This is a genomic window from Nocardiopsis nanhaiensis (assembly GCF_054778635.1).
The window spans coordinates 1-20,006 of record NZ_BAAGZJ010000082.1 but is presented as its reverse complement, the minus strand read 5'-3'; the positions used below and the strand labels follow the sequence as shown (position 1 = coordinate 20,006).

The following is a 20,006-nucleotide window of genomic DNA, read 5'->3' as shown; positions in this document are numbered from 1 at the left end:
CCCCTGGCGGCGCGGTCAGGTGCCCGTCCGGCGTCGGGCACGGCGCTCCGCGCGGCGGCGCTCACGCTTCTCGGCGCGCGCCTTGAGGGCCTCGCGGCGCTGCTCGCCGTCCCGGAGAGCGGTCTGGGAGGTGCGCTGGTCACTGTGGAGCAGGTCGGGGTGGAACACAGTGGTCCTTCTTCTCGGTCAGGGCCTCTCGGGCCGGGTTTCGCGGATGGGGCGGACCGTTGTCCGCCCTCGTGACCACCACGATCCGGCTAAGCGGGCCGCGGCCGCATCGGGCGGAATCCGCGTTTGGCGCGCCATCGGCTGAAACGGGTGGACCAGGACCGCTAAGACGTCCCAGCGAACCTCTAAGCCCCCGCCATTCGGCGTAGGACGGGGGCGGTTTCCGCTGGCCAGGGGCGTGTCATCGCGCACTGAGGAATGATCACGCGTAGTTGTCTTGAAGTGTCACAGGGCGAACGTCAAGGAGGCGTGGGATGACTCTGGTCGCTTGCGGGACCGGACGGCGGGGCGTGCGCGCGAGAGGGGTCGGGCGCGGGAGAGGGTCCGCGGGCCGGGGATGGTTCGTTCGCGGGTCCGGGTGGGTGGTCTCGGGACTGGCCGCCGCGGTGCTGTGGGTGCCTCCCGCCGCAGCGGACGACGGGGGCTCGGCGGGAGAACGGGGCACAGGAGGTGACCGGGAACTGCCCGATGTGCTTTCCGAGGGCGGCGACGGGACCGCCGACGGGGCACTCGTGGGATTGGCCCTGTCCGGGGGCGAGCAGCCGCCGTTGCCGGGGGAGGAAGTCGTGTACCGGGTGACCGTCGCCAACAGCGGTGAGGCTCCGGTCGAGGACGGCCTGCTCGCCCAGAACGTGCCTGAATCCTTGGAGGCCGTGGACGTGGAGGGGGCGGGCCTGGTCGAGGAGGGCGTGGCCAACTGGCGGGTGGACGTGCCGGAGGGCGACGAGGCCGTCTACACGGTGCGCGGCCGGGTGCCCGAGGGCGCGGAGGCGGGGGAGCGCTTGGTGAGTACGGCATGTCTGCTGCTCGACCGGGACGGGGAACCCGCGGCGTGCGCCAGCGACACCCTCCGGGTGGGCGACCAGACGGTGCTCTCGCGGGTGGGGGCCGCGGTCGACCTCGAAGGGCTGCTCCGGGTGGCGGGTGTGGGGATGCTGGCCGTGCTCGTCTGGCTCGTGTGGCGGCAGAGGAGGGCGTTCAAGCGGGGGTGATATGCGGAGAGACGCGGACTCTGCATGGGTTGTCTGATTTGTTACGTCAAGGCGTCAGTAAAGCGGGATGAACAACTACAGGGCGTAGTAGTGTGTTGGTATGGACTTTCTCTACTCCGCGCTCGTTTTCCTGCACATGCTCGGTCTGGCCGGCATCATCGCCGGCTTCCTGATGCAGTTGATGACCGACAACCTCAAGGCCACCAAGGTCCTGCTGCACAGCTCCCTGCTCCAGTTGGTCACCGGCGTGCTGCTGGTCGGCGTCGCCGAGATGGCGGACCTGACCGAAATCGACCACATGAAGATCGGGGTCAAGCTCGTCGTCTCCCTGGCCATCGTGGTGCTCGGCATCATGAACGTGCGCAAGCCCGCCACCAACCTGGCCGTCGTCGCCGGTGTCCTGGCCATCGTCAACATCGGCCTCGCCGTCTTCTGGTAGCTGGTCCCGGGCGCGCCTTCCGCGGGGCGCGGCCCGCCCCCGCCCGCACGGGTTCCCGCCGGTGGCGGACCGGAGTCCATCCGGTCCGCCACCGGTTTTTTCGTGCCTTCTTGCAGGGATTTGCAGCGTCTTTCGTTCAAACACCTCGGGGCTTACGCGTTAAAGAGCGGGAAATCCGTTGTTCACAAGCGGGTCCGGGTCTGTTACGTTCGTCACTCCAACGCAAACTCTTGCAAGTTCTGCAAGAGGGCGTCGGTGGGGCAGTGTGGCCCCACCGTGGACCTCCCCCCAAGGAGCACACATGAGAACAGCCCGACTCGGCGTCATCGCCGGGGCCGCGGTGCTAGGAGCCGGCCTGCTAACGGTTCCCGGCCAAGCCGACCCGCAGGACGCCGAACCCGTCGCCGCCACCAGTCCGGCCAGCAGCACCCTCCAGGAGGACACGGGCGACACCATCGTCCACCTGTTCCAGTGGACCTGGGACTCCGTCGCCGACGAGTGCGCCGATCACCTCGGCCCCAACGGCTACGGAGGGGTCCAGGTCTCCCCGCCCCAGGAGCATGTGGTGGTGCCGTCCTCCGAAGGCGGCGACTACCCCTGGTGGCAGGACTACCAGCCGGTCTCCTACCAGATCGACAACACCCGGCGCGGCACCGCCGAGGACTTCGAGGACATGGTCGAGACCTGCGCCGACAACGACGTGCGGATCTACGTCGACGCCGTCATCAACCACATGACCGGGCCCCAGGAGGAATCGCTCCCGGGAAGCGCCGGGACCGAGTGGGAGCAGTACGAGTACCCGGACCTGTTCGGGGACGGTGAAGCGGCCTACACCTACGATGACTTCGGTCCCTGCTACGACGAGATCGAGGACTGGGACGACAAGGAAGAGGTCCAGAACTGCCAGCTCCTGGGTCTGGCCGACCTGGACACCGGTGACTCCGGCGTCCGGGACCAGATCACCCGGTACATGAACGAGCTGATCGGCCTCGGTGTCGCGGGCTTCCGGGTGGACGCCTCCAAACACGTCCCCGAGGACGACATGGGCGCCATCATGGACGCCCTGGACGAGGTCCCCGGCTTCGGCGGGGAGCCGCACGTCTTCCACGAGGTCTACGGGGACGAGACCGTCCCCTACACCGCGTACACGCCCTACGGCCAGGTCACCAACTTCGACTACAAGCGCGACATCGCGTCGAGCTTCGCCGACGGCAACATCGCCGACCTGACCGACTTCTCCGACCCAGGAGAGCTCACCGCGGACGAGGCGGTCGTCTTCGTCGACAACCACGACACCCAGCGCTACGAGCCCACCCTCACCTACGTCGACGGCGAGCGCTACTACCTCGCCACCGCCTTCATGCTCGCCCACCCCTACGGAACCCCCGTGGTGATGTCGAGCTACGACTTCGACGGCAACGACGCCGAGGGGCCGCCCAGCACCGGTGAGGCCGACGGCAACCCCGCGGGCTGGCTCACCGAGGACACCGACTGCTCCAGCGACGAGTGGATCTGCGAGCACCGGGACGAGACCGTCGCCAGCATGGTTTCCTTCCGTAACGCGGTCGCCGGTACCGACCTGACCGAACGCGCCGAGGACGGCTCCTCCCGTGTGGCCTTCGACCGGGGCGAGGAGGGCTTCGCCGCCTTCAACGCCTCCGACGGCGGATGGGACCTGACGGCCGAGACCTCGCTGCCGGACGGTACCTACGACAACGTCGCGGGTTCCGGCCTCGCCACCGTCTCCGGCGGCCAGATCACCGCGAGCGTCCCCGCCGACGGCGCCCTCGCCGTGCACGTGGGCGGCGAATGCGGGGAGGACTGTGACAACGGCGGCGGCGACCCGGGCGACCCGGACACCCTCACCGCCACCGTCGAGACCGAGCCCGGCCAGGAAGTGCACATCGTCGGCTCCACCTCGGACCTGGGTTCCTGGAACCCGGAGGACGGCGCTCCGCTGAGCACCGATGAGTCCTCCTACCCCGAGTGGACGGGTGACGTCACCATCGAGGAGGACACCGAGTGGAAGCTCGTCAAGGTGTCGGACGACGGCGAACCCGAGTGGGAGCCCGGCGACAACCGGGTCGGCCCCGCAACCTCCGTCACCTGGGGCGAGGACTGACCGTCCACCACTAGACCCACCCCTAGGGCCGTTCACTCCCCGGCCCGGCCACGGGCACCCCCGCGCCGCTCTCCTCTGGCGCGGGGGGTGCCCTCCGCAAATCCGCCCTGATCCCTGTCTCCACCCTCGGCGCTCGAGCGTGGAGCTGGGGGCAAGATCATCGGGGTTAGTCGTCGTAGAACGTGCGCTCCATGACCGTGCGCGCCCTGCGGGTGGCCCGCAGGTAGGACTCGGTCAGCTGCTCCGCGGGGCCCTCAGGCTCGGGCCCGTCCTCCTCTTCGTCGTCCCCGCCGCTCCCGTACCCCATGGCCTCCGCCAGCGCCGCGCGCACCCGCAGGTCGTAGGGGATCGAGTCCCCGCCTCGGCCGCGTACGAGCATCACCATTCCGCGCACCCGGGAGGCCAACCGCCACGCCTCTTCCAGGGTCACGCCGTCGTCGGCGGCCAGCAGCCCGTGCGCGACCGCCACCTCCAACGCCTCCAGGGTTCCGGTCTTGCGCAAGTCCGGATACTCGTGCGCGTGGCGCAGCTGTACCAACTGGGCCACCCACTCCACGTCCGAGAGTCCGCCCCGGCCCAGCTTGGTGTGCAGGGTCGGATCGGCCCCGCGCGGGAGCCGCTCGGCCTCCATCCGCGCCTTCAGCTTGCGGATCTCCAGCACGGCGGACGCGTCGATCCCACCGGACGGGTAGCGCAGCGGGTCGATCAGCGCGGTGAACGCCCGGCACAGGTCCTGGTCGCCCGCGACCGGCCGGGCACGCAACAGCGCCTGGCTCTCCCACACCTGCGACCAGCGGCCGTAGTAGACGGCGTACGAGTCCAGTGTGCGCACCACCGGCCCGCTCCTGCCCTCCGGCCGCAGGTCCGTGTCGACCTTGAGCGGCGGCTCGGCGGCGGGCATCTCCAGCAGCCGGGCCAACTCCCGCACGACGGCCATGGCCTGCTTGGTGGCCGCGCCCGTGTCCACCCCGGGCAGCGGGTCGTGGACGTACATCACGTCGGCGTCGCTCGCGTAGGTGAGCTCACCGCCGCCGAACCGGCCCATGGCCACCACGCACACCCGGGTGAGCTCCACACCATCCGCATCGGCCGCGACCTTGGCGCGGGCGGCGCGCAGTGCGGCGTCGATGGTGACCGCGGCGATATCGGTCAGCGCGGTACCGACGTCCTCCACCGGCGACACTCCCAGCAGGTCCGCGGCGGCTGTGCGCAGCAGCTCGCGCCGGCGCAGCGCGCGCACCGCCGACACCGCCTCCTCGGGGGAGTCGTAGCGGCGCAGCGCGGCGTCGGCCTCCGCGGCCAGCGTCCGGCTCTCCCGCCGCCGCAGGTCGGCGTCGTTGGCCAGGGTCGCCACCGCCTCCGGCGCTCGGAGCAGCAACTCGGTCACGTAACGGCTCGTCCCCAGCAGCCACGCCATCCGCTCGGCCACCCGGACGTCGTCGCGCAGCAGCCGCAGATACCAAGGGGTGGTGCCCAGGGTGTCGCTGACCTGCCGGAACCCCAGCAGGCCCGCGTCCGGGTCGGGGGCGTCCGCGAACCAGCCCAGCATCACCGGCAGCAGCGTGCGCTGGATCGACGCCCGCCGAGACAGCCCCGACGTCAAGGACCCCAAGTGCCGCAGCGCGCCGCGCGGATCCGCGAACCCCAGCGCGCCCAGCCGCTCCACGGCCTGGTCGGGGGAGAGGCGGATCTCGTCCTCCGGCAGCTTGGCCACCGCGTTCAACAGCGGCCGGTAGAAGAGTTTCTCGTGCAGGCGGCGTACCTCGGCCGACACCCGTTTGCGGGCGTCGGTGAGCTCGCGCACGGGGTCGGCGGTGAAACCCAGGCTCCGGCCCAGCTGGCGCAGCTGCGCGGGGCCGTCGGGGCTCGCCGGGTCGGGCATCAGGTGGGTACGGCGCAACCGCTCCAGCTGCAGCAGGTGCTCTACCCGGCGCAGGAACCGGTAGGCGTCGGACAGCCCGGCCGCGTCGCGCCGCCCCACATAGCCGTACTCGGACAGCGAGGCCAGTGCCTGGAGGGTGTTGCCCGAACGCAGGCGGTCGTCGGAGCGCCCGTGCACCAGCTGGAGCAGCTGGACGGAGAACTCGATGTCGCGCAGGCCGCCGGCTCCCAGCTTGAGTTCGCGCTCGGTCTGGCCCGCCGGGATGTGCGCCACCACTCGGCGGCGCATCGCCTGCACGTCCTCCACGAAGTCCTTGCGCCCGGAGGCCTCCCACACCAGGGGCGAGATCGCCTCGGTGTAGGCCTTGCCCAGGGCCACGTCACCGGCGATCGGGCGGGCCTTGAGCAGAGCCTGGAACTCCCAGGTCTTCGCCCATCGCTCGTAGTAGGCCAGGTGTCCGGACAGCGGCCGGACCAGGGGGCCGTTCTTTCCCTCGGGGCGCAGCGCGGGGTCGACCTCCCACAGGGTGCCCTCGGCGTCGGTCTCCGACGGGATCCGCATCATCGCCGTGGCCAGTCGGGTCGCCGCGCGCAGCGCCTCCTGTTCGTCCACGGGGTCCCCGCCGGGGCCCACGGCGGGTTCGGCCGCGAACACCACGTCCACGTCGCTGACGTAGTTCAGCTCCCGGCCGCCGCACTTGCCCATGCCGATCACGGTCAGGCGGCACAGCGCCGAGTCCTCGGGCGCCTCGGCCCGGGCCACCGCCAACGACGCGTCCAGCGTGGCGGCGGCCAGGTCAGCCAGCTCGGCGGCGACCTCGTCGACGGTGTTCAAGCCGGTCAGGTCGCGCCCGGCCAAGCGCAGGACCCTCCTGCGATAGGCCACCCGCACCGTGTGCCGCAACACCGCGGACGGCTCGCCGTCGCCGGCCTCACCCAGGACGAGGTCGGCGACGGGCGCGGCGTCGTCGGGCTGCGCGCCCACGGTATGCAGCATCCCCCGGCGCAACTCCTCCGGTGCGGGGGTGCGCGCGGCGTCGGCGCCGCGAAGCTCGCGCCAGTCACCGGGGTGTCGGACCAGGTGGTCGGTGAGCGCCGTGCTGGCGCCCAGGATCAGGCACAGTCGGGCCCGCAGGTTCCGTTCCTCCCGCAGGGCGACGAGTACCTCGTCCGGTTCGGAGGTGGCCTCCAACAGCCGGAGCAGACCCAAGAGGGCCTGGTCCGGGTCGGGTGCGGCCGCGAGGGCGCTGATGACGTCGGTGTCGGTCTGGGCGTCCAGACCCGCCTCCGCCACCAGCTTCAGGGCCCGCACACTGTCGCTGAAGCCCTTCCTGGCGAGCGCGCCTGCTGTCATGTTGGTTCTTCCGTCACTAGCCACGCGTCAACGGTAGCCGTCCGGCCCGTGCTCGGACCGCGCGGCTCGGTTTCAAGTGCACGGGAGCGCCGGCGGCCCCCGGAACCGACTCGGGGCCGGCATCCGAACGGATACCGGCCCCGAGGGTTGCTCTTAGATGTCGTAGTAGAGCTCGAACTCACGCGGGTGCGGGCGCAGACGCAGGGAGTCGATCTCCTCGGTGCGCTTGAACTCGATGTAGGTCTCGATCAGGTCCTTGGTGAAGACGCCGCCCTCGAGCAGGAACTCGTGGTCGTCCTCCAGGGCCTCCAGGGCCTCGTCCAGGGACGCGGGAACCGTCTCGATGGCCTGGGCCTCGGCCGGCGGCAGCTCGTAGAGGTCCTTGTCGACCGGCTCCGGCGGCTCGATCTTGTTCTTGATGCCGTCCAGGCCCGCCATCAGCATGGCGGAGAAGGCCAGGTACGGGTTGGCCGACGGGTCCGGCACGCGGAACTCGATGCGCTTGGCCTTGGGGTTGGAACCGGTGAGCGGCAGGCGGATGCAGGCCGAACGGTTCCGCTGGCTGTAGACCAGGTTGATCGGGGCCTCGTAGCCCGGCACCAGGCGGTGGTAGGAGTTCACCGTCGGGTTGGTGAAGGCCAGAAGGGCCGACGCGTGCTTGAGCAGACCGCCGATGTAGTAGCGGGCCGTGTCGGAGAGCTGGCCGTAGCCGGACTCGTCGAAGAACAGCGGCTCGCCGTCCTTCCACAGGCTCTGGTGGCAGTGCATGCCGGATCCGTTGTCGCCGAAGAGGGGCTTCGGCATGAACGTGGCGGTCTTGCCCGCCTCGTTGGCGACGTTCTTGACGATGTACTTGTACAGCTGCACGCGGTCGGCCTGCTGGAGCAGCGTGCCGAACTTGATGCCGATCTCGGCCTGGCCCGCGGTGCCGACCTCGTGGTGCTGGAGCTCGACCTCGACGCCGGACTTGATGAGGCTCTTCACCATGTCGGAGCGCAGGTCGCTGTAGTGGTCGACCGGCTCGACGGGGAAGTAGCCGCCCTTGAAGCGCGGACGGTAGCCGCGGTTGCCGCCCTCGATCGCGGAGCCGGTGTTCCAGGCGCCCTCGATGGAGTCGATCTCGTAGTAGCCGGTGTTCGCACGCGTCTCGAACTTGACGTCGTCGAAGATGTAGAACTCGGCCTCGGGGCCGAAGAAGGCGGTGTCGGCCACGCCGGAGCCCTTGAGGAAGGCCTCGGCCTTGCGGGCGACGTTACGGGGGTCGCGGCTGTACGACTCCAGCGTGAGCGGGTCGTGGACGAAGAACGTCATGTTCAGCGTCTTGTACTTGCGGAACGGGTCCAGGACTGCGGTGCTCAGGTCGGGGAGCAGCAGCATGTCGGACTCGTGGATGGCCTGGAAGCCGCGGATCGAGGAACCGTCGAACATCTGACCATCGGTGAAGGTGGACTCGTCCACGTTCTCGATCGGGAGGGTAACGTGGTTCACTCCTCCGAACAGGTCCGTGAACCGGACGTCGAGGAACTCGACGTCCTCGTCTCGGATGAAGGCGAGAACCTCGTCGACGCTGCTGAACAAAACGGAACCTCCGTGCAGGTGGCTGAGACGGCGGGTTCGGTCCGCTCCATCGCGGACGCCTCGAACCGCACGCCGTCTCCCGGCTTCGGTAACGAAGCTAGAAGGGCGCGGTTTCCACGCCATGTCTCGATTGTTTCTTGCATGTTACGGAGTCCCGCGTTTCCGCAGACCAACGCCTCCGACCCGGTGATTCCCTCCGTTCACGGCGGAAATCGGGCCGCTGCGCCACCCCGGTCGTGACTGGAGTCACACTCCCTCTCGTCGCATGTCACAGCGCTCGCGCGGGCCCGCGCACGGGAGGGACGGACGTGCCGATAACGTGAAAGGCATGAGCGACAAGAGCCGGAGCGGAGTCCCCGCACCCCCCGAAGACGACTTCACGTACCGGGGCAACCGGCTCGGCCTGCCCGAGAGTGGCACCGGTTCGGTCCCCGGCGTCACGCGCCGCCTCGTCGGCCTCGCCCTGGACTGGGGCCTGGCCACCATGCTCGTCGCGGGCGCGCTCAACCTCGGCCTGATCGGTCAGGACCTTTCGGCCGCGGCGGCCGGCGGAGGGGAGCAGGAGGCTCTGGCCCTGACCAACTTCACCGCTCTGTCCACGTTCGTGGTGTTCGCCGGGATGAGCATCGTCCTGCTGACCCTGTTCGGTACAACGATCGGGCGGCGGATCGTCGGCGTCGGTATCACGGCCACCGGTGAGCGCTCCTGGCCCTGGTTCGCCTCGATGGCCGTGCGGACCTTCCTGTTGTGCCTGGTGATTCCCGCGGTGGTCTACGACCGGGACACCCGTGGTCTGCACGACCGCGCCGCGGGGACCATCGCGACTCGTTACTGAGTTCTCACTAGGTGTTTCGCCCCCCGTTCGGAACGTGAAGCACGCTGTCCGCACCCCCTTCGGCCTGCTGTTAGCATCCGGTCACGGCACCGCATTCCGGAGCCGCGATCCCGGGCCGGTTCCTTCCCCAGTGCGCGTGGAAGCACCCCTGGACGCCCTGACCCCGCCCCCTAGGTCTCATACGCACCCTCGAAGGCTCGCATGGCTGGAAAACGCTCCGCTCCTCGTAGTTCCGGCGCGCTCGGCGCCGTCCGGATGTCCACCGCACAGTGGATCGCCTGTGCCGTCACCGTCTTGGTGATCGCCGGGAGTCTCGGCGGCTACGGCTGGTACCAGGGGTTGATCGGCAACATCACGACCGCTGAGGTGGACACCGACGAGTGGGACCGCCCCACGAGTGTCGAGGGTGTGATGAACGTGCTCATCATCGGCTCGGACGAGCGCTCGGGTGAGAACGCCGAGTATGGGGATACCGAGGGTGAGCGCCCCGACACGATGCTCATCGCCAGTATCAACGTGGACAGCGGCGCCGCCACCCTGGTGAACCTGCCGCGCGACCTGTTGGTGGACCTCCCGGGCTGTGAAGCCGTCGAGGGCTACGAGGGTATGAGCCCTCAAACGGGCATGATCAACTCGGCCATGAACTTCGGCGGGGTGGGCTGCCAGTGGAACGCCGTGGAACAGGCCACCGGGGTGCACCTGGACCACTTCCTCCTGATGGACTTCATCGGCTTCAGGGACATGGTGGACTCCATCGGGGGTGTGGAGATGTGCATCCCCGAGTCCATCAACGACCCCCTGGCCCATCTGGAGCTGGACGCGGGGCTCAAGACCTTGGACGGCGAGGACTCGCTCGGTTTCGTTCGCTCCCGTTACGGCCAGGGCGATGGCAGCGACCTGTCCCGGATCGACCGGCAACAGGAGTTCATGGGCGCGATGCTGCGGGAGATCCTCAGCAGCGACGTCATGACCAGCCCCGTCACCATCACGAACTTCCTCGGTGCGGTGACCGATTCGATCACCACCGACGACGACCTGACCGTCGACACCATGGCGGACATCGCCATCTCCATGCGCGAGGTGGACCTGGACCGGGTCCAGTTCGTCACGGTCCCCAACGGAGCCCACCCCGAGGACGAGAACCGGATCGCCATGGAACAGCCCGCCGCGTCGGAGCTGTTCGACGCCATCAACTCGGGTGTCGACCTGCAGGGGGAGGACGGCGAAGGTTCCGAGGGCGACGACGAGGCCGAGGAGAGTGAGGTCGATCCCTCCGACATCACGGTCGAGGTGGTGAACAACACCAGCATCGAAGGGCTCGCCCTGGAGATCCAGACCGTCTTGGCGCAGGAGGACTACGTGGTCACGGGGACGGGTAACCCCGACGTCCGAGCCCCCGAGGCCACCACGATCTACCACGGCCCGGACGACGAGGCCGCCGCCGAACTGCTCGCCGGGTCCCTCGAGAACGCCCAGACCGAGGAGGTGGAGGGCCTTGAGCAGACCCTGGAGCTGGTCGCGGGCGCGGACTGGAACGGGTTCGGTGGTGAGTCCTCCGCCGACACCGACCTCTCCGTCACCGACGATCTCGACGGTGTCACCGCGGAGGAGGGCGAGGGTACCGCCTGCTGATCACCGTTCCCGGAGACGGAATGAGTGTCCGAAGCGTTCGATCTGACACGGAGTGTGCTCTTCCGGTACCATCCGGGCGGTCAGGGAACGTCACCGTCGACACCCTGGTCCGCGCCGTCGCACCCCTCAGGCGGTTCCCCCGGTCGGACCCCTTCTCCAAGTGCCCCAGATCGGATCGCAGGTGCCCTCTTGGCCCCAAGAAACGTGTCTTCGGCCGCAGCTGCCGCCAAGATGAGCCTTGGCAAATGGGCGGCGTGCGGCCTGACCGGTGTGGTTATCGCCGGGAGTCTGGCCGTCTACACGGCCACCCAGGGCATCCTCGGTATGGAGACCGCCGACGTCGACCAGGACGCCTGGGGTGACCGCCCCGCCCAGGTCGACGGCCTGCACAACATCCTGCTCTTGGGGACGGACGAGCGCGCGGAGGACAGCGCCGCCTACAACGACGAGAACGGGATCCGTCCCGACGCACTGGTGATCGTCAGCATCGACGTCGACCAGGGCGGTGTGACGATGGTCAACCTGCCGCGCGACCTCCTCGTCGAGATCCCCCAGTGCGATCCGAGTGACGAGGGTGCCGGCTGGACCGGCGGGGCCGACCAGATCAACCACGCCATGACCTACGGCGGCATGGACTGCCAGGGCAAGACGGTGGAGTCGGTGACTGGCATCCACCTCGACCACATGGTCACGGTGGACTTCTCCGGTTTCGAGAACATCGTGGACACCATCGGTGGTGTCGAGATGTGCGTCCCGGAGCCGATCGACGACCCGAACGCCCACTTGGAGCTGGATGCGGGTAAGCAGAGACTCGACGGTGAGCAGGCCCTTGGCCTGGCCCGCTCCCGGGACAGTACGGAGACCGGCAGCGACCTCGGGCGTATTGAGAACCAGCAGCGCATGATGGGCGCCATCCTGCGCGAGGTCACCGACGGGGACATCCTGAGCAGCCCCACCACCCTCTACGGCTTCCTGGACTCGGTCACCGACAGCATGGTGACCGACGACGGTCTCACCTTGGACAAGATGACCGAGCTGGCCATCGCCATGCGCGAGGTCGACCTCGGCGAGATGAACATGGTGACCGCGCCGGTCCTGGACCACCCGGTCGACCCGAACAAGGTGGACCTCGAGGAGCCCGCAGCCACCGAGCTCTTCGAAGCGGTCGCCGCGGGTGAGACCACAGGGAGCGATGACGAGGGCTCGGACGACGAGGCTCCCGAAGATGAGGGGGGCGAGCCCTCGGACGTTTCCCTGCGGATCCTCAACAACACCGGGATCGACGGCCTGGGCTCCGAGGTGGAGGCGCTGCTGACGGAGGAGGGCTTCGTCGTCACCGACACCGGGAACCCCGAGGAACGCGCTCCCGAAGCGACCACCGTCTACCACGGGCCTGAGGAGGCTGAGGAGGCCGAACTCGTGGCCTCGGCTTTGGAGAACGCGGAGGCCGTCGAGGAGCCGTCGCTGGGCGGTGAGCTGGAACTGGTCATGGGCGGTGCGGACTGGTCCGGGGTGAGCGGCCTCAACGGCGGTACCGGCGACAATGGCGCCGGTGGCGACGGCGGCCTGGACGACCTCGACGGCAGCACGGCCGCCGAGGACGAGGTCACCTGCGGCTGACGGAGAGACCCTCAGGCGAGAAGCTGCACAAGGGGGCGGCGATCCGGTCCGGATCGCCGCCCCTTTCGCGTCGGGGTGCCCATGGTGGGTGGGCGCAGACGAGGGCTCCGGGTAATGGAGCGCTGGCGAGGAGCGGTGGCGAGGATCTGGGGAGACAGATCGCCTCTTATCGTTTATCGTTAATATCGAAAAACGATAAGGAGGCTGGAATGCCGTCCCGCCCGAAGCTCCGTTGGTCCAGGCTCGACTCTTCCCTCGTCCAGTTCGTGCTCATCCTCGGGAGCCTCCTGTCCGGGCTGTCCATCCTGTTCGCCCTCCTGTGGATCGCCGATGTGATCCCGGGCAGCGCCGCGCAGGACATGGGCATGAACGAGATCACCGTCCACCCGCCCTCCGGTACCCCTGACACCGTCCCTGACGTGGCCCTCACAAGCGCGGACGTCAGTGTGCGCGGCGCCGGGCAGATGGTGCTGACGTTCCATGACCCCAGCGCTCTCGAGAGGCTGCTGCTGGTGCTCCCCGTGCTGATCGGCATGCCGATCGTGATCGCAGTCCTCTACCTCGTGATCAGGGTGCTCGCCAGCCTCGACCTTGGTGATCCCTTCGTCCCGGCCAACGTCCGCCGTATCTGGACGGCCGCCCTGCTGGTGATCGTCGGCGCGATCGTCGTCCCCGTGGTCGAGGCCGCCGCCGACTTCCACCTTCAGGAGGTCGCGCTGGCCTCGGACCGAGCGGTACTGCTCGTCTTCACCGTCGGCCTCGGCTCGGTTCCCGCCCTGATGCTCCTCGTGGGGTTCGTTCTGGCCGCCTTCGGAGAGGTCTTCCGCAGGGGCAGCCAGATGCGTGACGACGTCGAAGGCCTCATCTGATGCCGCCGGAGGAGGCCACCGGGATCCGGGTCCACCTGGACAAGCTCCTGGCCGAACGGGGGATGACCCTCACCGAACTGTCCGAGCGGGTCGGGGTCAGCGTCGTCAACCTGTCCGTGCTCAAGAACGGGCGTGCCAAGGCGATCCGGTTCTCCACACTGGCCGCACTCTGCCGGGAACTGGACTGCCAGCCCGGAGACCTTATCAGCCACACAGGGGACCTTTGAGTGCGCATGAAACGGGGCCGCCGCACCAGGAGGGTGTGGCGGCCCCGTCAGGGTCCATGGAGAAGGCCGGTGTCAGCCGGCCTGGTTGCCGCGCATGCCCTTGGGCAGCTTGGCGCCCTTCGGCATGGGGCCCTTGGGCATCTGCATCGAGGCGGGCAGCGCCTTGAGCCGGTAGTTCAGCTCGGCCGTACCGGACTTGTCCAGGTTGCGGGGAAGCTTGACCAGCGTCCGCTGCAGCTTGGAGACCGGAACCTGGTTCTCGCCGTTGCCGACCTTGAAGTCGTAGATGGGGGTGTCGTTCGCGACGCGGGCGACACGCTTCTTCTCGCCCGCGATCAGGCCCTTGAGCCGGCCCGGGTCGCCCTCGCCGACCAGGACGACACCCGGACGGCCGACCACGCGGTGGACGACGTCCATCTGCTTGTTCGCGGCCACGCCGGGCTCGACCACCCAGTTGCCGCGCATGTTCTCCAGGATCGCCATGCCGGCGCCCAGACGCCCGTCGAGCATCTGGTACTGCACCTTCTGGGCGGAGCGGGTGAACATGATGAAACCGACCAGGAACGCGAGCGGCAGACCGGTCAGCGGCCAGATGATCCAGGAACCGGTCCAGATGCCGATGCCGACGAAAACGGCGAAGATCAGCACCGCGACGGTGATCGCGATCGGGATCGTGCGCGGGCTCTGCTTGTTGACGACCTTGGCGACCATGCCGATCTGCTTCAACCGGCCCGGCTGCTTCTCGCCACCCTTACCGGCGGTCGTGTTGTCGGACTTCTTCGCCATCGTGCTTTCAGGCAGCGCACACCGATCGGATCGGTGGGGAAGGAGATCCCTGTGCTGCCTTGCCTCCTCTTCGCGGTCGACCTGTGCGGCGCCTAACGACGCCACAAGCTGGGCGCCTCAGTACACCAGGATATGCGTCCGGACGCCGAGATGCGGAACGGTGGCCCGCGGGCCACCGTTCCAGCTTGATCACGACTCGGATGAATCGGACGTTATGCGTTGTTCGCGGCGGCCGCTACCTCGGCGTCACGCTTCTCACGGGCCTGCTTGTACAGGGTCCCGGCGCGGTACGACGAACGCACCAGCGGGCCGGACATGACCCCGGCGAAGCCGATCTCCTCGGCCTCCTTGCCCAGATCCGCGAACTCCTGCGGCTTCACCCAGCGGTCGATCGGGTGGTGCAGCTTGGACGGGCGCAGGTACTGGGTGATGGTCAGCAGGTCGCAACCGGCCTCGTGCAGGTCGCGCATCGCCTCGCTGATCTCCTCGCGGGTCTCGCCCATGCCCAGGATCAGGTTCGACTTGGTGACCAGGCCGTCCGCGCGGGCCTGGGTGATGACGTCCAGGGAGCGCTCGTAGCGGAAGGCCGGACGGATCCGCTTGAAGATCCGCGGCACGGTCTCCACGTTGTGCGCGAGGACCTCGGGGCGCGAGCCGAAGACCTCGGCCAGCTGGTCGGGGTCGGCGTTGAAGTCCGGGATGAGCAGCTCGACCCCGGTGCCGGGGTTGAGCTCGTGGATCTTGCGGACCGTCTCGGCGTAGAGCCAGGCCCCGCCGTCCTCGAGGTCGTCCCGGGCCACACCGGTGACGGTGGCGTAGCGCAGCTCCATCTTCTGGACCGAGGTGGCGACCTTGGTCGGCTCCAGCTGGTCCAGGGGAGAGGGCTTGCCCGTGGCGATCTGGCAGAAGTCGCAGCGCCGCGTGCACTGGTCACCACCGATGAGGAAGGTGGCCTCGCGGTCCTCCCAGCACTCGTAGATGTTGGGGCAGCCCGCCTCCTGGCAGACCGTGTGCAGGCCCTCACTCTTGACCAAGGACTGGAGCTCGGTGTACTCCGGCCCCATGTGCGCCTTGATCTTGATCCACGGCGGCTTTCTCTCGATGGGGGTCTCGCTGTTGCGCGCCTCCACGCGCAGCAGCTTGCGGCCCTCAGGAGCGATGGTCAACGCGAACCCGTTCCCTTCTGTACCCCTTGACGGGGACCCTCGCGCCCCTTGTGGGGGCTGCACGTCCCGATGGGGACTGGCTCATGGTGTGGTCTTTCATCCACGCGCGGTGGCCTCGGGAAGCATCCCGGTGCCGTCGGTGTGGCTGTACTCCGCCGCGCCGAGGACGTCGGCCAGATGCCGTTCGAGGCGCGGTCGCACGTCGGAGACGGTGACGGTGCGCCCCAGCTCGTTGGTGAGCGAGGTGACCCCCGCGTCGGAGATCCCGCAGGGGACGATCCGGTCGAACCACGACATGTCATTGTCGCAGTTCACGGCGAGGCCGTGCATACCGACCCCGCGTGCTACGCGGCAGCCGATCGCGGCGATCTTGCGCTCGATCAGTCCGCGTTCGGGGTCGGCGGCCAGCCAGACTCCGGTGCGGCCCTCGACGCGCAGGCCGGTCAGGCCGTACTCCGCGAGGGTGCGGATGATGGCCTCCTCCTGCATGCGGACGAAGGCGATCACGTCGATGGGGTCGGACAGCTTGACGATGGGGTACACCGTGAGCTGGCCCGGCCCGTGCCAGGTGATCTTGCCGCCCCTGTCGATATCCACGACGGGAGCACCAGGGTCGGTGATCGGACGATCCCACCTCCCGGTGCGCTTGCCCGCCGTGTACACGGGTTCGTGCTCCAGGAAGAGGACGGTGTCGGCCACCTCATCGGCGACGCGGCTCTGGTGGAGCCGCTTCTGGAGATCCCAGCCCTGGTGGTACGGGACGGGGGTGTCGCCCAGCCATGCGTAAACGAGATCACTCACACCACCACCTTACGCCCCGGTACGGGGTCCGGGTCGGACCAGGATGTCGGATAGCGCACTGTCCACCGTTGGCAGCAGGAAGGAATACCCGGCTTCCTCGAGGCGTTTCGGCCGCGCTCGCAGGTTGATGAGTGCGGTCTCCTCGGCGAAGTCCCCCAGTACCGCGCGCATCGCCGTCGCCGGGACAGGAAGGATCGTCGGACGACCCAGGGTGCGCCCCAGCGCTTGGGTGAATGCGGTGTTGCTCACCGGCTCGGGCGCGCACAGGTTCACCGGGCCGGTGATCTCCGGCCGCTCCAGCAGGAAACGGATCGCTCCGACCTGGTCGGCCAGCGATATCCAGGTCATGTACTGGGTGCCCGACCCCAAGCGGCCGCCGAAGCCGAACCGGTACAGCGGCAGCAAGGGCCGGAGCATGCCGCCGGAACGGGCCAGCACCACGGCCGAGCGCAGGTGGGCCACGGACAGCCCTGCCTCCTCGGCGGGCCGGGTGGCCTCCTCCCAGACCTGGCACACCTCCGCCAGGAATCCTTTGCCGGGCGGGCTCTCCTCCGTGGCCACCGTGTCGGCCGTGTCCCCGTAGAAGTGCATCCCCGAGGCGCTGAGGAGGCGGGGAGGGGGCGAGGGCATCCCCGCCAGGACCTGGGAGAGGGTTTGGGTGCCGCGCACCCGGCTGCGCCTGATGACGGTACGCCGGTGGCGGGTCCACAGGCCGGGGCCGATCGGGGCGCCGGCCAAGTGGACCACGGCGTCGGTCCTGTGCAGGGCGACGGTGTCCACCCTCCCCTGCTCGGGGCGCCACTCGGCTTCCTCCAGGCGGGTCGCCCTCCCGTTCTGGGGAGGTCGGCGCACGAGGTGCACCACCGTGTGCCCGTCGTCGAGGAGGGACGAGGTCAGTGCCCCTCCGATCAGGCCGGTCGCGCCCGTGATCGCCACTCTCATGGAGGGGGTCCTACCCGTTCCGACCGCTCGGGACCGCGATCGGGGCCGAACGGGCGCGGAAAAGCCGGAGCGACGAGATTTCTTCGGCTTTTTCGGCGAAAGGACTGCGGGGAGTGCCCGAGTCTCCTAAGTTGAGAGTGGGACATGGAACTCCGCGTCAGTGCGGAGCTACCGTGGGCGACGCTCTGTCGGGCTGGCAGGCGCCGTCCAGTCCACAGGCCTTTGATGATGGGGATCATCAGGGGATGGTGATTGGTGGGGTAGAAAGACGGGGCGGTGCCGTTCAGGCGCCGCCCCGTCCATCGTCGTGGGGCAGCACCCACCGAACACGCCCTAGCCGGGGTAGGGGCGGCGGGCGCGGGCCTCGCGCAGGGACAGAGACCACCACACCAGCTGATCCAGCATCTCGCCGACCGCGTCCTCCGCGCCCCGGAGGTCCTCCACGGGCGCGCCGCCCGCGTCGAACATGTGCTGCGCGTTGTGCAGGCTGACCGAGGTCCGCACGGTCGTGGCATGGAGTTCGGAGAAGACCGCGCGCAGCTGCTCCACCGCCCGGAGGCCGCCGGACATGCCGCCGTAGGAGACGAACGAGACCGGCTTGGCGAACCACTCCTTGCGCGCCGAGTCGATGGCGCTCTTCAGCGGTCCGGGGTAGCCGTGATTGTACTCCGGCGTCACCACGACGAACCCGTCGGCGGCGTCCACCGCGGCCGAGAACGCGTCCAGCGGGGTGCCGTGCCCGTCACCGAGGTCGAGTTCCGCCACGTCCAGCACATCGATGCCGAGGCCCTCGCGGCCCGCGATCCGGTCCAGGAACCAGGCGGAGACGACGGGACCGGTGCGGCCGGTGGTGTTGCCGCCCAGCACGACCGCGATCCGAACGTTCTCTTGCTGCATGTGGGTCCTCTGCGCTTCGCCCTGGCTGACCCCTCCACACTAAGACCTCAAGCTAGATTGAGGTCAACTCGCGGTGGCGCAAGCGTTGTCACACCGACAAGCGCTGGCACACCGAACGGCCCGGCCGGGCACCGTCAGACGGTACCCGGCCCGGGCGGCGGAGAACAGACCTGGGTCAGGACAGGCCGAGCTCCTTCTCGAAGTCGCCCTCCTCCAGGCGCTCCTTCACCGTCTGGAGGAAGCGGCCGGCGTCGGCGCTGTCGATCAGGCGGTGGTCGTGGGCCATCGACAGGTAGACCATGGAGCGCACGGCGATGACCTCGCCGCCCATGGCCTCGTCGTCGACGACGACCGGACGCTTGACGACCGTGCCGGTCTCCAGGATCGCGACCTGCGGCTGGTTGATGATCGGCGTACCGAACAGCGCACCGGTGTGGCCCGTCTCGGAGATCGAGAACGTGCCGCCGCCCAGCTCGTCCGGACCGAGCTTGCCCGTGTGGGCGCGCTCAGTCAGGTCGGTGAGGCTCCGGGCCAGTTCACCGAGCTTCAGCGCACCGGCGTTCTTCACCACAGGGGCGAGCAGACCGCGCTCGGTGTCCACCGAGACGGCCAGGTTCTCGACGTCGTGGTAGGTCACCGTCTGGTCGGCGGCGTTGATCACCGCGTTGACCTTCGGGTGGGCCTTGAGCGCCTCGACGGCGGCCGCGGCGAAGAACGGGAAGAAGCCCAGGGCCACGCCCTCGCGCTTGGCGAAGTCGTCGCCGACCTGGTCGCGCAGGCGCGCGATCTTGTGGACGTCCACCTCGATGACCTGGGTGGTCGTGGCGGAGATGCGCAGCGACTCGACCATGCGGTCCGCGATGGACTTGCGCAGGCGGCTCAGCTTCTCGGTCCGGCCGCGCAGCGACGCGTCCGAGGCGGGCTTGCTCGCGGTGGCCGGCGCGGCCGCCTGCGAGCGCTGTGTCTCAGCGGCCTTGAGCACGTCCTGCTTGCGGACGCGGCCGCCCACACCGGTCCCGGAGACACGGCTGAGGTCGACGCCGTGCTCGTTGGCGAGCTTGCGGACCAGCGGCGTCACGTAGGCCTCGGACACGGCGTCGGTCCCGGAGGCCTGCCCGGTCCCGCTGAGCGTCTCGACGTCCACCGACGGGCTGCCAGCGTCCTGCTCACGTGCGGCGGGAGCAGGTGCGGACTGGGCTGCCGGGGCGGGCTCGGGCTCGCTCTTGGGCTCTGGCTTGGCCTCGGGCTCGGGCTCGCTCTTGGGCTCGGGCGCGGAGGCGGAAGGGGCGGAACCGGAGGCCCCGCCGATGATGGCGATCTCGGTGCCGATCTCGACCGTTTCGTCTTCGTCGACGAGGATCTTGGTGAGTACACCGGCCACCGGGGACGGGATCTCTGTGTCCACCTTGTCGGTGGAGACCTCAAGGAGCGGCTCGTCCTCCTCGACGGTGTCGCCCACGTTCTTCAGCCACTGGGTGACGGTCCCTTCGGTGACGCTCTCACCCAGGGCGGGGATGGCGACGGGGGTGCCGGAGCCGTCGGATTCCGCGCTGCCGGAAGCAGGGGCGGCGGGTTCGGGCTCGGCGGGCTGCTCGGCCGGGGCGGGCTCCGCCTCCTCGGCCTGCGCGGGCGCGGCC

At 69.0% G+C, this 20,006-nt stretch carries 17 protein-coding genes; 8 read left to right on the top strand and 9 right to left on the bottom strand.

Annotation, left to right across the window (positions count from 1 at the left end; translation table 11 throughout):
- Positions 1–15 precede the first annotated feature (15 nt).
- Positions 16–168, bottom strand: a complete 153-nt coding sequence (locus tag ACYVD1_RS28160) for a hypothetical protein (protein ID WP_460777526.1) — start codon at positions 166–168, stop codon at positions 16–18.
- A 314-nt stretch (positions 169–482) separates the two neighbouring features.
- On the opposite strand from ACYVD1_RS28160, the gene ACYVD1_RS28155 reads away from it, so the two are divergent.
- From ACYVD1_RS28155 to ACYVD1_RS28145, 3 genes are all read left to right on the top strand, one after another.
- The gene (locus ACYVD1_RS28155) at positions 483–1,220 is read left to right on the top strand and encodes a hypothetical protein (protein ID WP_460777525.1); all 738 of its coding nucleotides are present in this window, start codon (positions 483–485) and stop codon (positions 1,218–1,220) included.
- A gap of 100 nt (positions 1,221–1,320) precedes the next feature.
- Positions 1,321–1,659, top strand: a complete 339-nt coding sequence (locus ACYVD1_RS28150; protein ID WP_460777524.1) for a hypothetical protein — start codon at positions 1,321–1,323, stop codon at positions 1,657–1,659.
- Between the two features lie 301 nt (positions 1,660–1,960).
- Positions 1,961–3,781 (top strand): carbohydrate-binding module family 20 domain-containing protein, encoded by a 1,821-nt coding sequence (locus tag ACYVD1_RS28145; protein WP_460777523.1) that lies wholly within the window; start codon positions 1,961–1,963, stop codon positions 3,779–3,781.
- A 166-nt stretch (positions 3,782–3,947) separates the two neighbouring features.
- On the opposite strand, the gene ACYVD1_RS28140 is transcribed toward ACYVD1_RS28145, so the two are convergent.
- Both ACYVD1_RS28140 and glnA read right to left on the bottom strand, forming a co-directional pair.
- Positions 3,948–7,016, bottom strand: a complete 3,069-nt coding sequence (locus tag ACYVD1_RS28140) for a bifunctional [glutamine synthetase] adenylyltransferase/[glutamine synthetase]-adenylyl-L-tyrosine phosphorylase (protein ID WP_460777522.1) — start codon at positions 7,014–7,016, stop codon at positions 3,948–3,950.
- A 153-nt stretch (positions 7,017–7,169) separates the two neighbouring features.
- Positions 7,170–8,594 carry a type I glutamate--ammonia ligase gene (glnA, locus tag ACYVD1_RS28135; protein ID WP_460777521.1) on the bottom strand — a complete coding sequence of 475 codons (1,425 nt, stop codon included), beginning with the start codon at positions 8,592–8,594 and terminating at the stop codon, positions 7,170–7,172.
- Between the two features lie 328 nt (positions 8,595–8,922).
- Here glnA and ACYVD1_RS28130 point away from each other — a divergent pair, with 328 nt between their 5' ends.
- The 5 genes from ACYVD1_RS28130 to ACYVD1_RS28110 all read left to right on the top strand — a co-directional run bounded on the left by ACYVD1_RS28130 (position 8,923) and on the right by ACYVD1_RS28110 (position 13,777).
- Positions 8,923–9,429, top strand: a complete 507-nt coding sequence (locus ACYVD1_RS28130; RefSeq protein ID WP_460777520.1) for an RDD family protein — start codon at positions 8,923–8,925, stop codon at positions 9,427–9,429.
- Positions 9,430–9,630: 201 nt separating this feature from the next.
- Positions 9,631–11,061: an LCP family protein gene (locus ACYVD1_RS28125; protein WP_460777519.1), complete on the top strand. Its 1,431-nt coding sequence runs from the start codon at positions 9,631–9,633 to the stop codon at positions 11,059–11,061.
- A 231-nt stretch (positions 11,062–11,292) separates the two neighbouring features.
- Positions 11,293–12,681 (top strand): LCP family protein, encoded by a 1,389-nt coding sequence (locus tag ACYVD1_RS28120; protein ID WP_460777535.1) that lies wholly within the window; start codon positions 11,293–11,295, stop codon positions 12,679–12,681.
- 209 nt (positions 12,682–12,890) lie between these two features.
- Positions 12,891–13,550, top strand: a complete 660-nt coding sequence (locus ACYVD1_RS28115) for a DUF2975 domain-containing protein (protein ID WP_460777518.1) — start codon at positions 12,891–12,893, stop codon at positions 13,548–13,550.
- On the top strand, positions 13,550–13,777 hold the full coding sequence (locus tag ACYVD1_RS28110; protein WP_460777517.1) for a helix-turn-helix domain-containing protein: 228 nt from the start codon (positions 13,550–13,552) through the stop codon (positions 13,775–13,777). Before ACYVD1_RS28115 ends, ACYVD1_RS28110 begins: the two co-directional genes overlap by 1 nt.
- Positions 13,778–13,849: 72 nt before the next feature.
- On the opposite strand, the gene ACYVD1_RS28105 is transcribed toward ACYVD1_RS28110, so the two are convergent.
- The 6 genes from ACYVD1_RS28105 to sucB form a co-directional block, all read right to left on the bottom strand.
- A complete protein-coding gene (locus ACYVD1_RS28105) occupies positions 13,850–14,563 on the bottom strand; it encodes a DUF4191 domain-containing protein (protein ID WP_460746988.1) in 714 nt (237 codons plus the stop codon).
- A 212-nt stretch (positions 14,564–14,775) separates the two neighbouring features.
- The gene (lipA, locus tag ACYVD1_RS28100) at positions 14,776–15,729 is read right to left on the bottom strand and encodes a lipoyl synthase (protein WP_460746987.1); all 954 of its coding nucleotides are present in this window, start codon (positions 15,727–15,729) and stop codon (positions 14,776–14,778) included.
- Between the two features lie 96 nt (positions 15,730–15,825).
- Entirely contained in the window at positions 15,826–16,530 is a 705-nt protein-coding gene (gene lipB / locus ACYVD1_RS28095) for a lipoyl(octanoyl) transferase LipB (protein WP_460746986.1), read from the bottom strand.
- Between the two features lie 9 nt (positions 16,531–16,539).
- A complete protein-coding gene (locus ACYVD1_RS28090; RefSeq protein WP_460777516.1) occupies positions 16,540–17,472 on the bottom strand; it encodes a TIGR01777 family oxidoreductase in 933 nt (310 codons plus the stop codon).
- Positions 17,473–17,805: 333 nt separating this feature from the next.
- Entirely contained in the window at positions 17,806–18,369 is a 564-nt protein-coding gene (locus ACYVD1_RS28085; RefSeq protein WP_460777515.1) for an NADPH-dependent FMN reductase, read from the bottom strand.
- A 175-nt stretch (positions 18,370–18,544) separates the two neighbouring features.
- A partial coding sequence (sucB, locus tag ACYVD1_RS28080) for a 2-oxoglutarate dehydrogenase, E2 component, dihydrolipoamide succinyltransferase (protein WP_460777514.1) occupies positions 18,545–20,006 on the bottom strand: 1,462 nt, incomplete at its 5' end.

Coding starts and splice junctions, on each gene's coding strand:
- ACYVD1_RS28155 (WP_460777525.1), top strand. CDS start 483: ATGACTCTGGTCGCTTGCGGGACCGGACGGCGGGGCGTGCGCGCGAGA.
- ACYVD1_RS28150 (WP_460777524.1), top strand. CDS start 1,321: ATGGACTTTCTCTACTCCGCGCTCGTTTTCCTGCACATGCTCGGTCTG.
- ACYVD1_RS28145 (WP_460777523.1), top strand. CDS start 1,961: ATGAGAACAGCCCGACTCGGCGTCATCGCCGGGGCCGCGGTGCTAGGA.
- ACYVD1_RS28140 (WP_460777522.1), bottom strand. CDS start 7,016: ATGACAGCAGGCGCGCTCGCCAGGAAGGGCTTCAGCGACAGTGTGCGG.
- ACYVD1_RS28130 (WP_460777520.1), top strand. CDS start 8,923: ATGAGCGACAAGAGCCGGAGCGGAGTCCCCGCACCCCCCGAAGACGAC.
- ACYVD1_RS28125 (WP_460777519.1), top strand. CDS start 9,631: ATGGCTGGAAAACGCTCCGCTCCTCGTAGTTCCGGCGCGCTCGGCGCC.
- ACYVD1_RS28120 (WP_460777535.1), top strand. CDS start 11,293: ATGAGCCTTGGCAAATGGGCGGCGTGCGGCCTGACCGGTGTGGTTATC.
- ACYVD1_RS28115 (WP_460777518.1), top strand. CDS start 12,891: ATGCCGTCCCGCCCGAAGCTCCGTTGGTCCAGGCTCGACTCTTCCCTC.
- ACYVD1_RS28110 (WP_460777517.1), top strand. CDS start 13,550: ATGCCGCCGGAGGAGGCCACCGGGATCCGGGTCCACCTGGACAAGCTC.
- ACYVD1_RS28105 (WP_460746988.1), bottom strand. CDS start 14,563: ATGGCGAAGAAGTCCGACAACACGACCGCCGGTAAGGGTGGCGAGAAG.
- ACYVD1_RS28090 (WP_460777516.1), bottom strand. CDS start 17,472: ATGAGAGTGGCGATCACGGGCGCGACCGGCCTGATCGGAGGGGCACTG.
- ACYVD1_RS28085 (WP_460777515.1), bottom strand. CDS start 18,369: ATGCAGCAAGAGAACGTTCGGATCGCGGTCGTGCTGGGCGGCAACACC.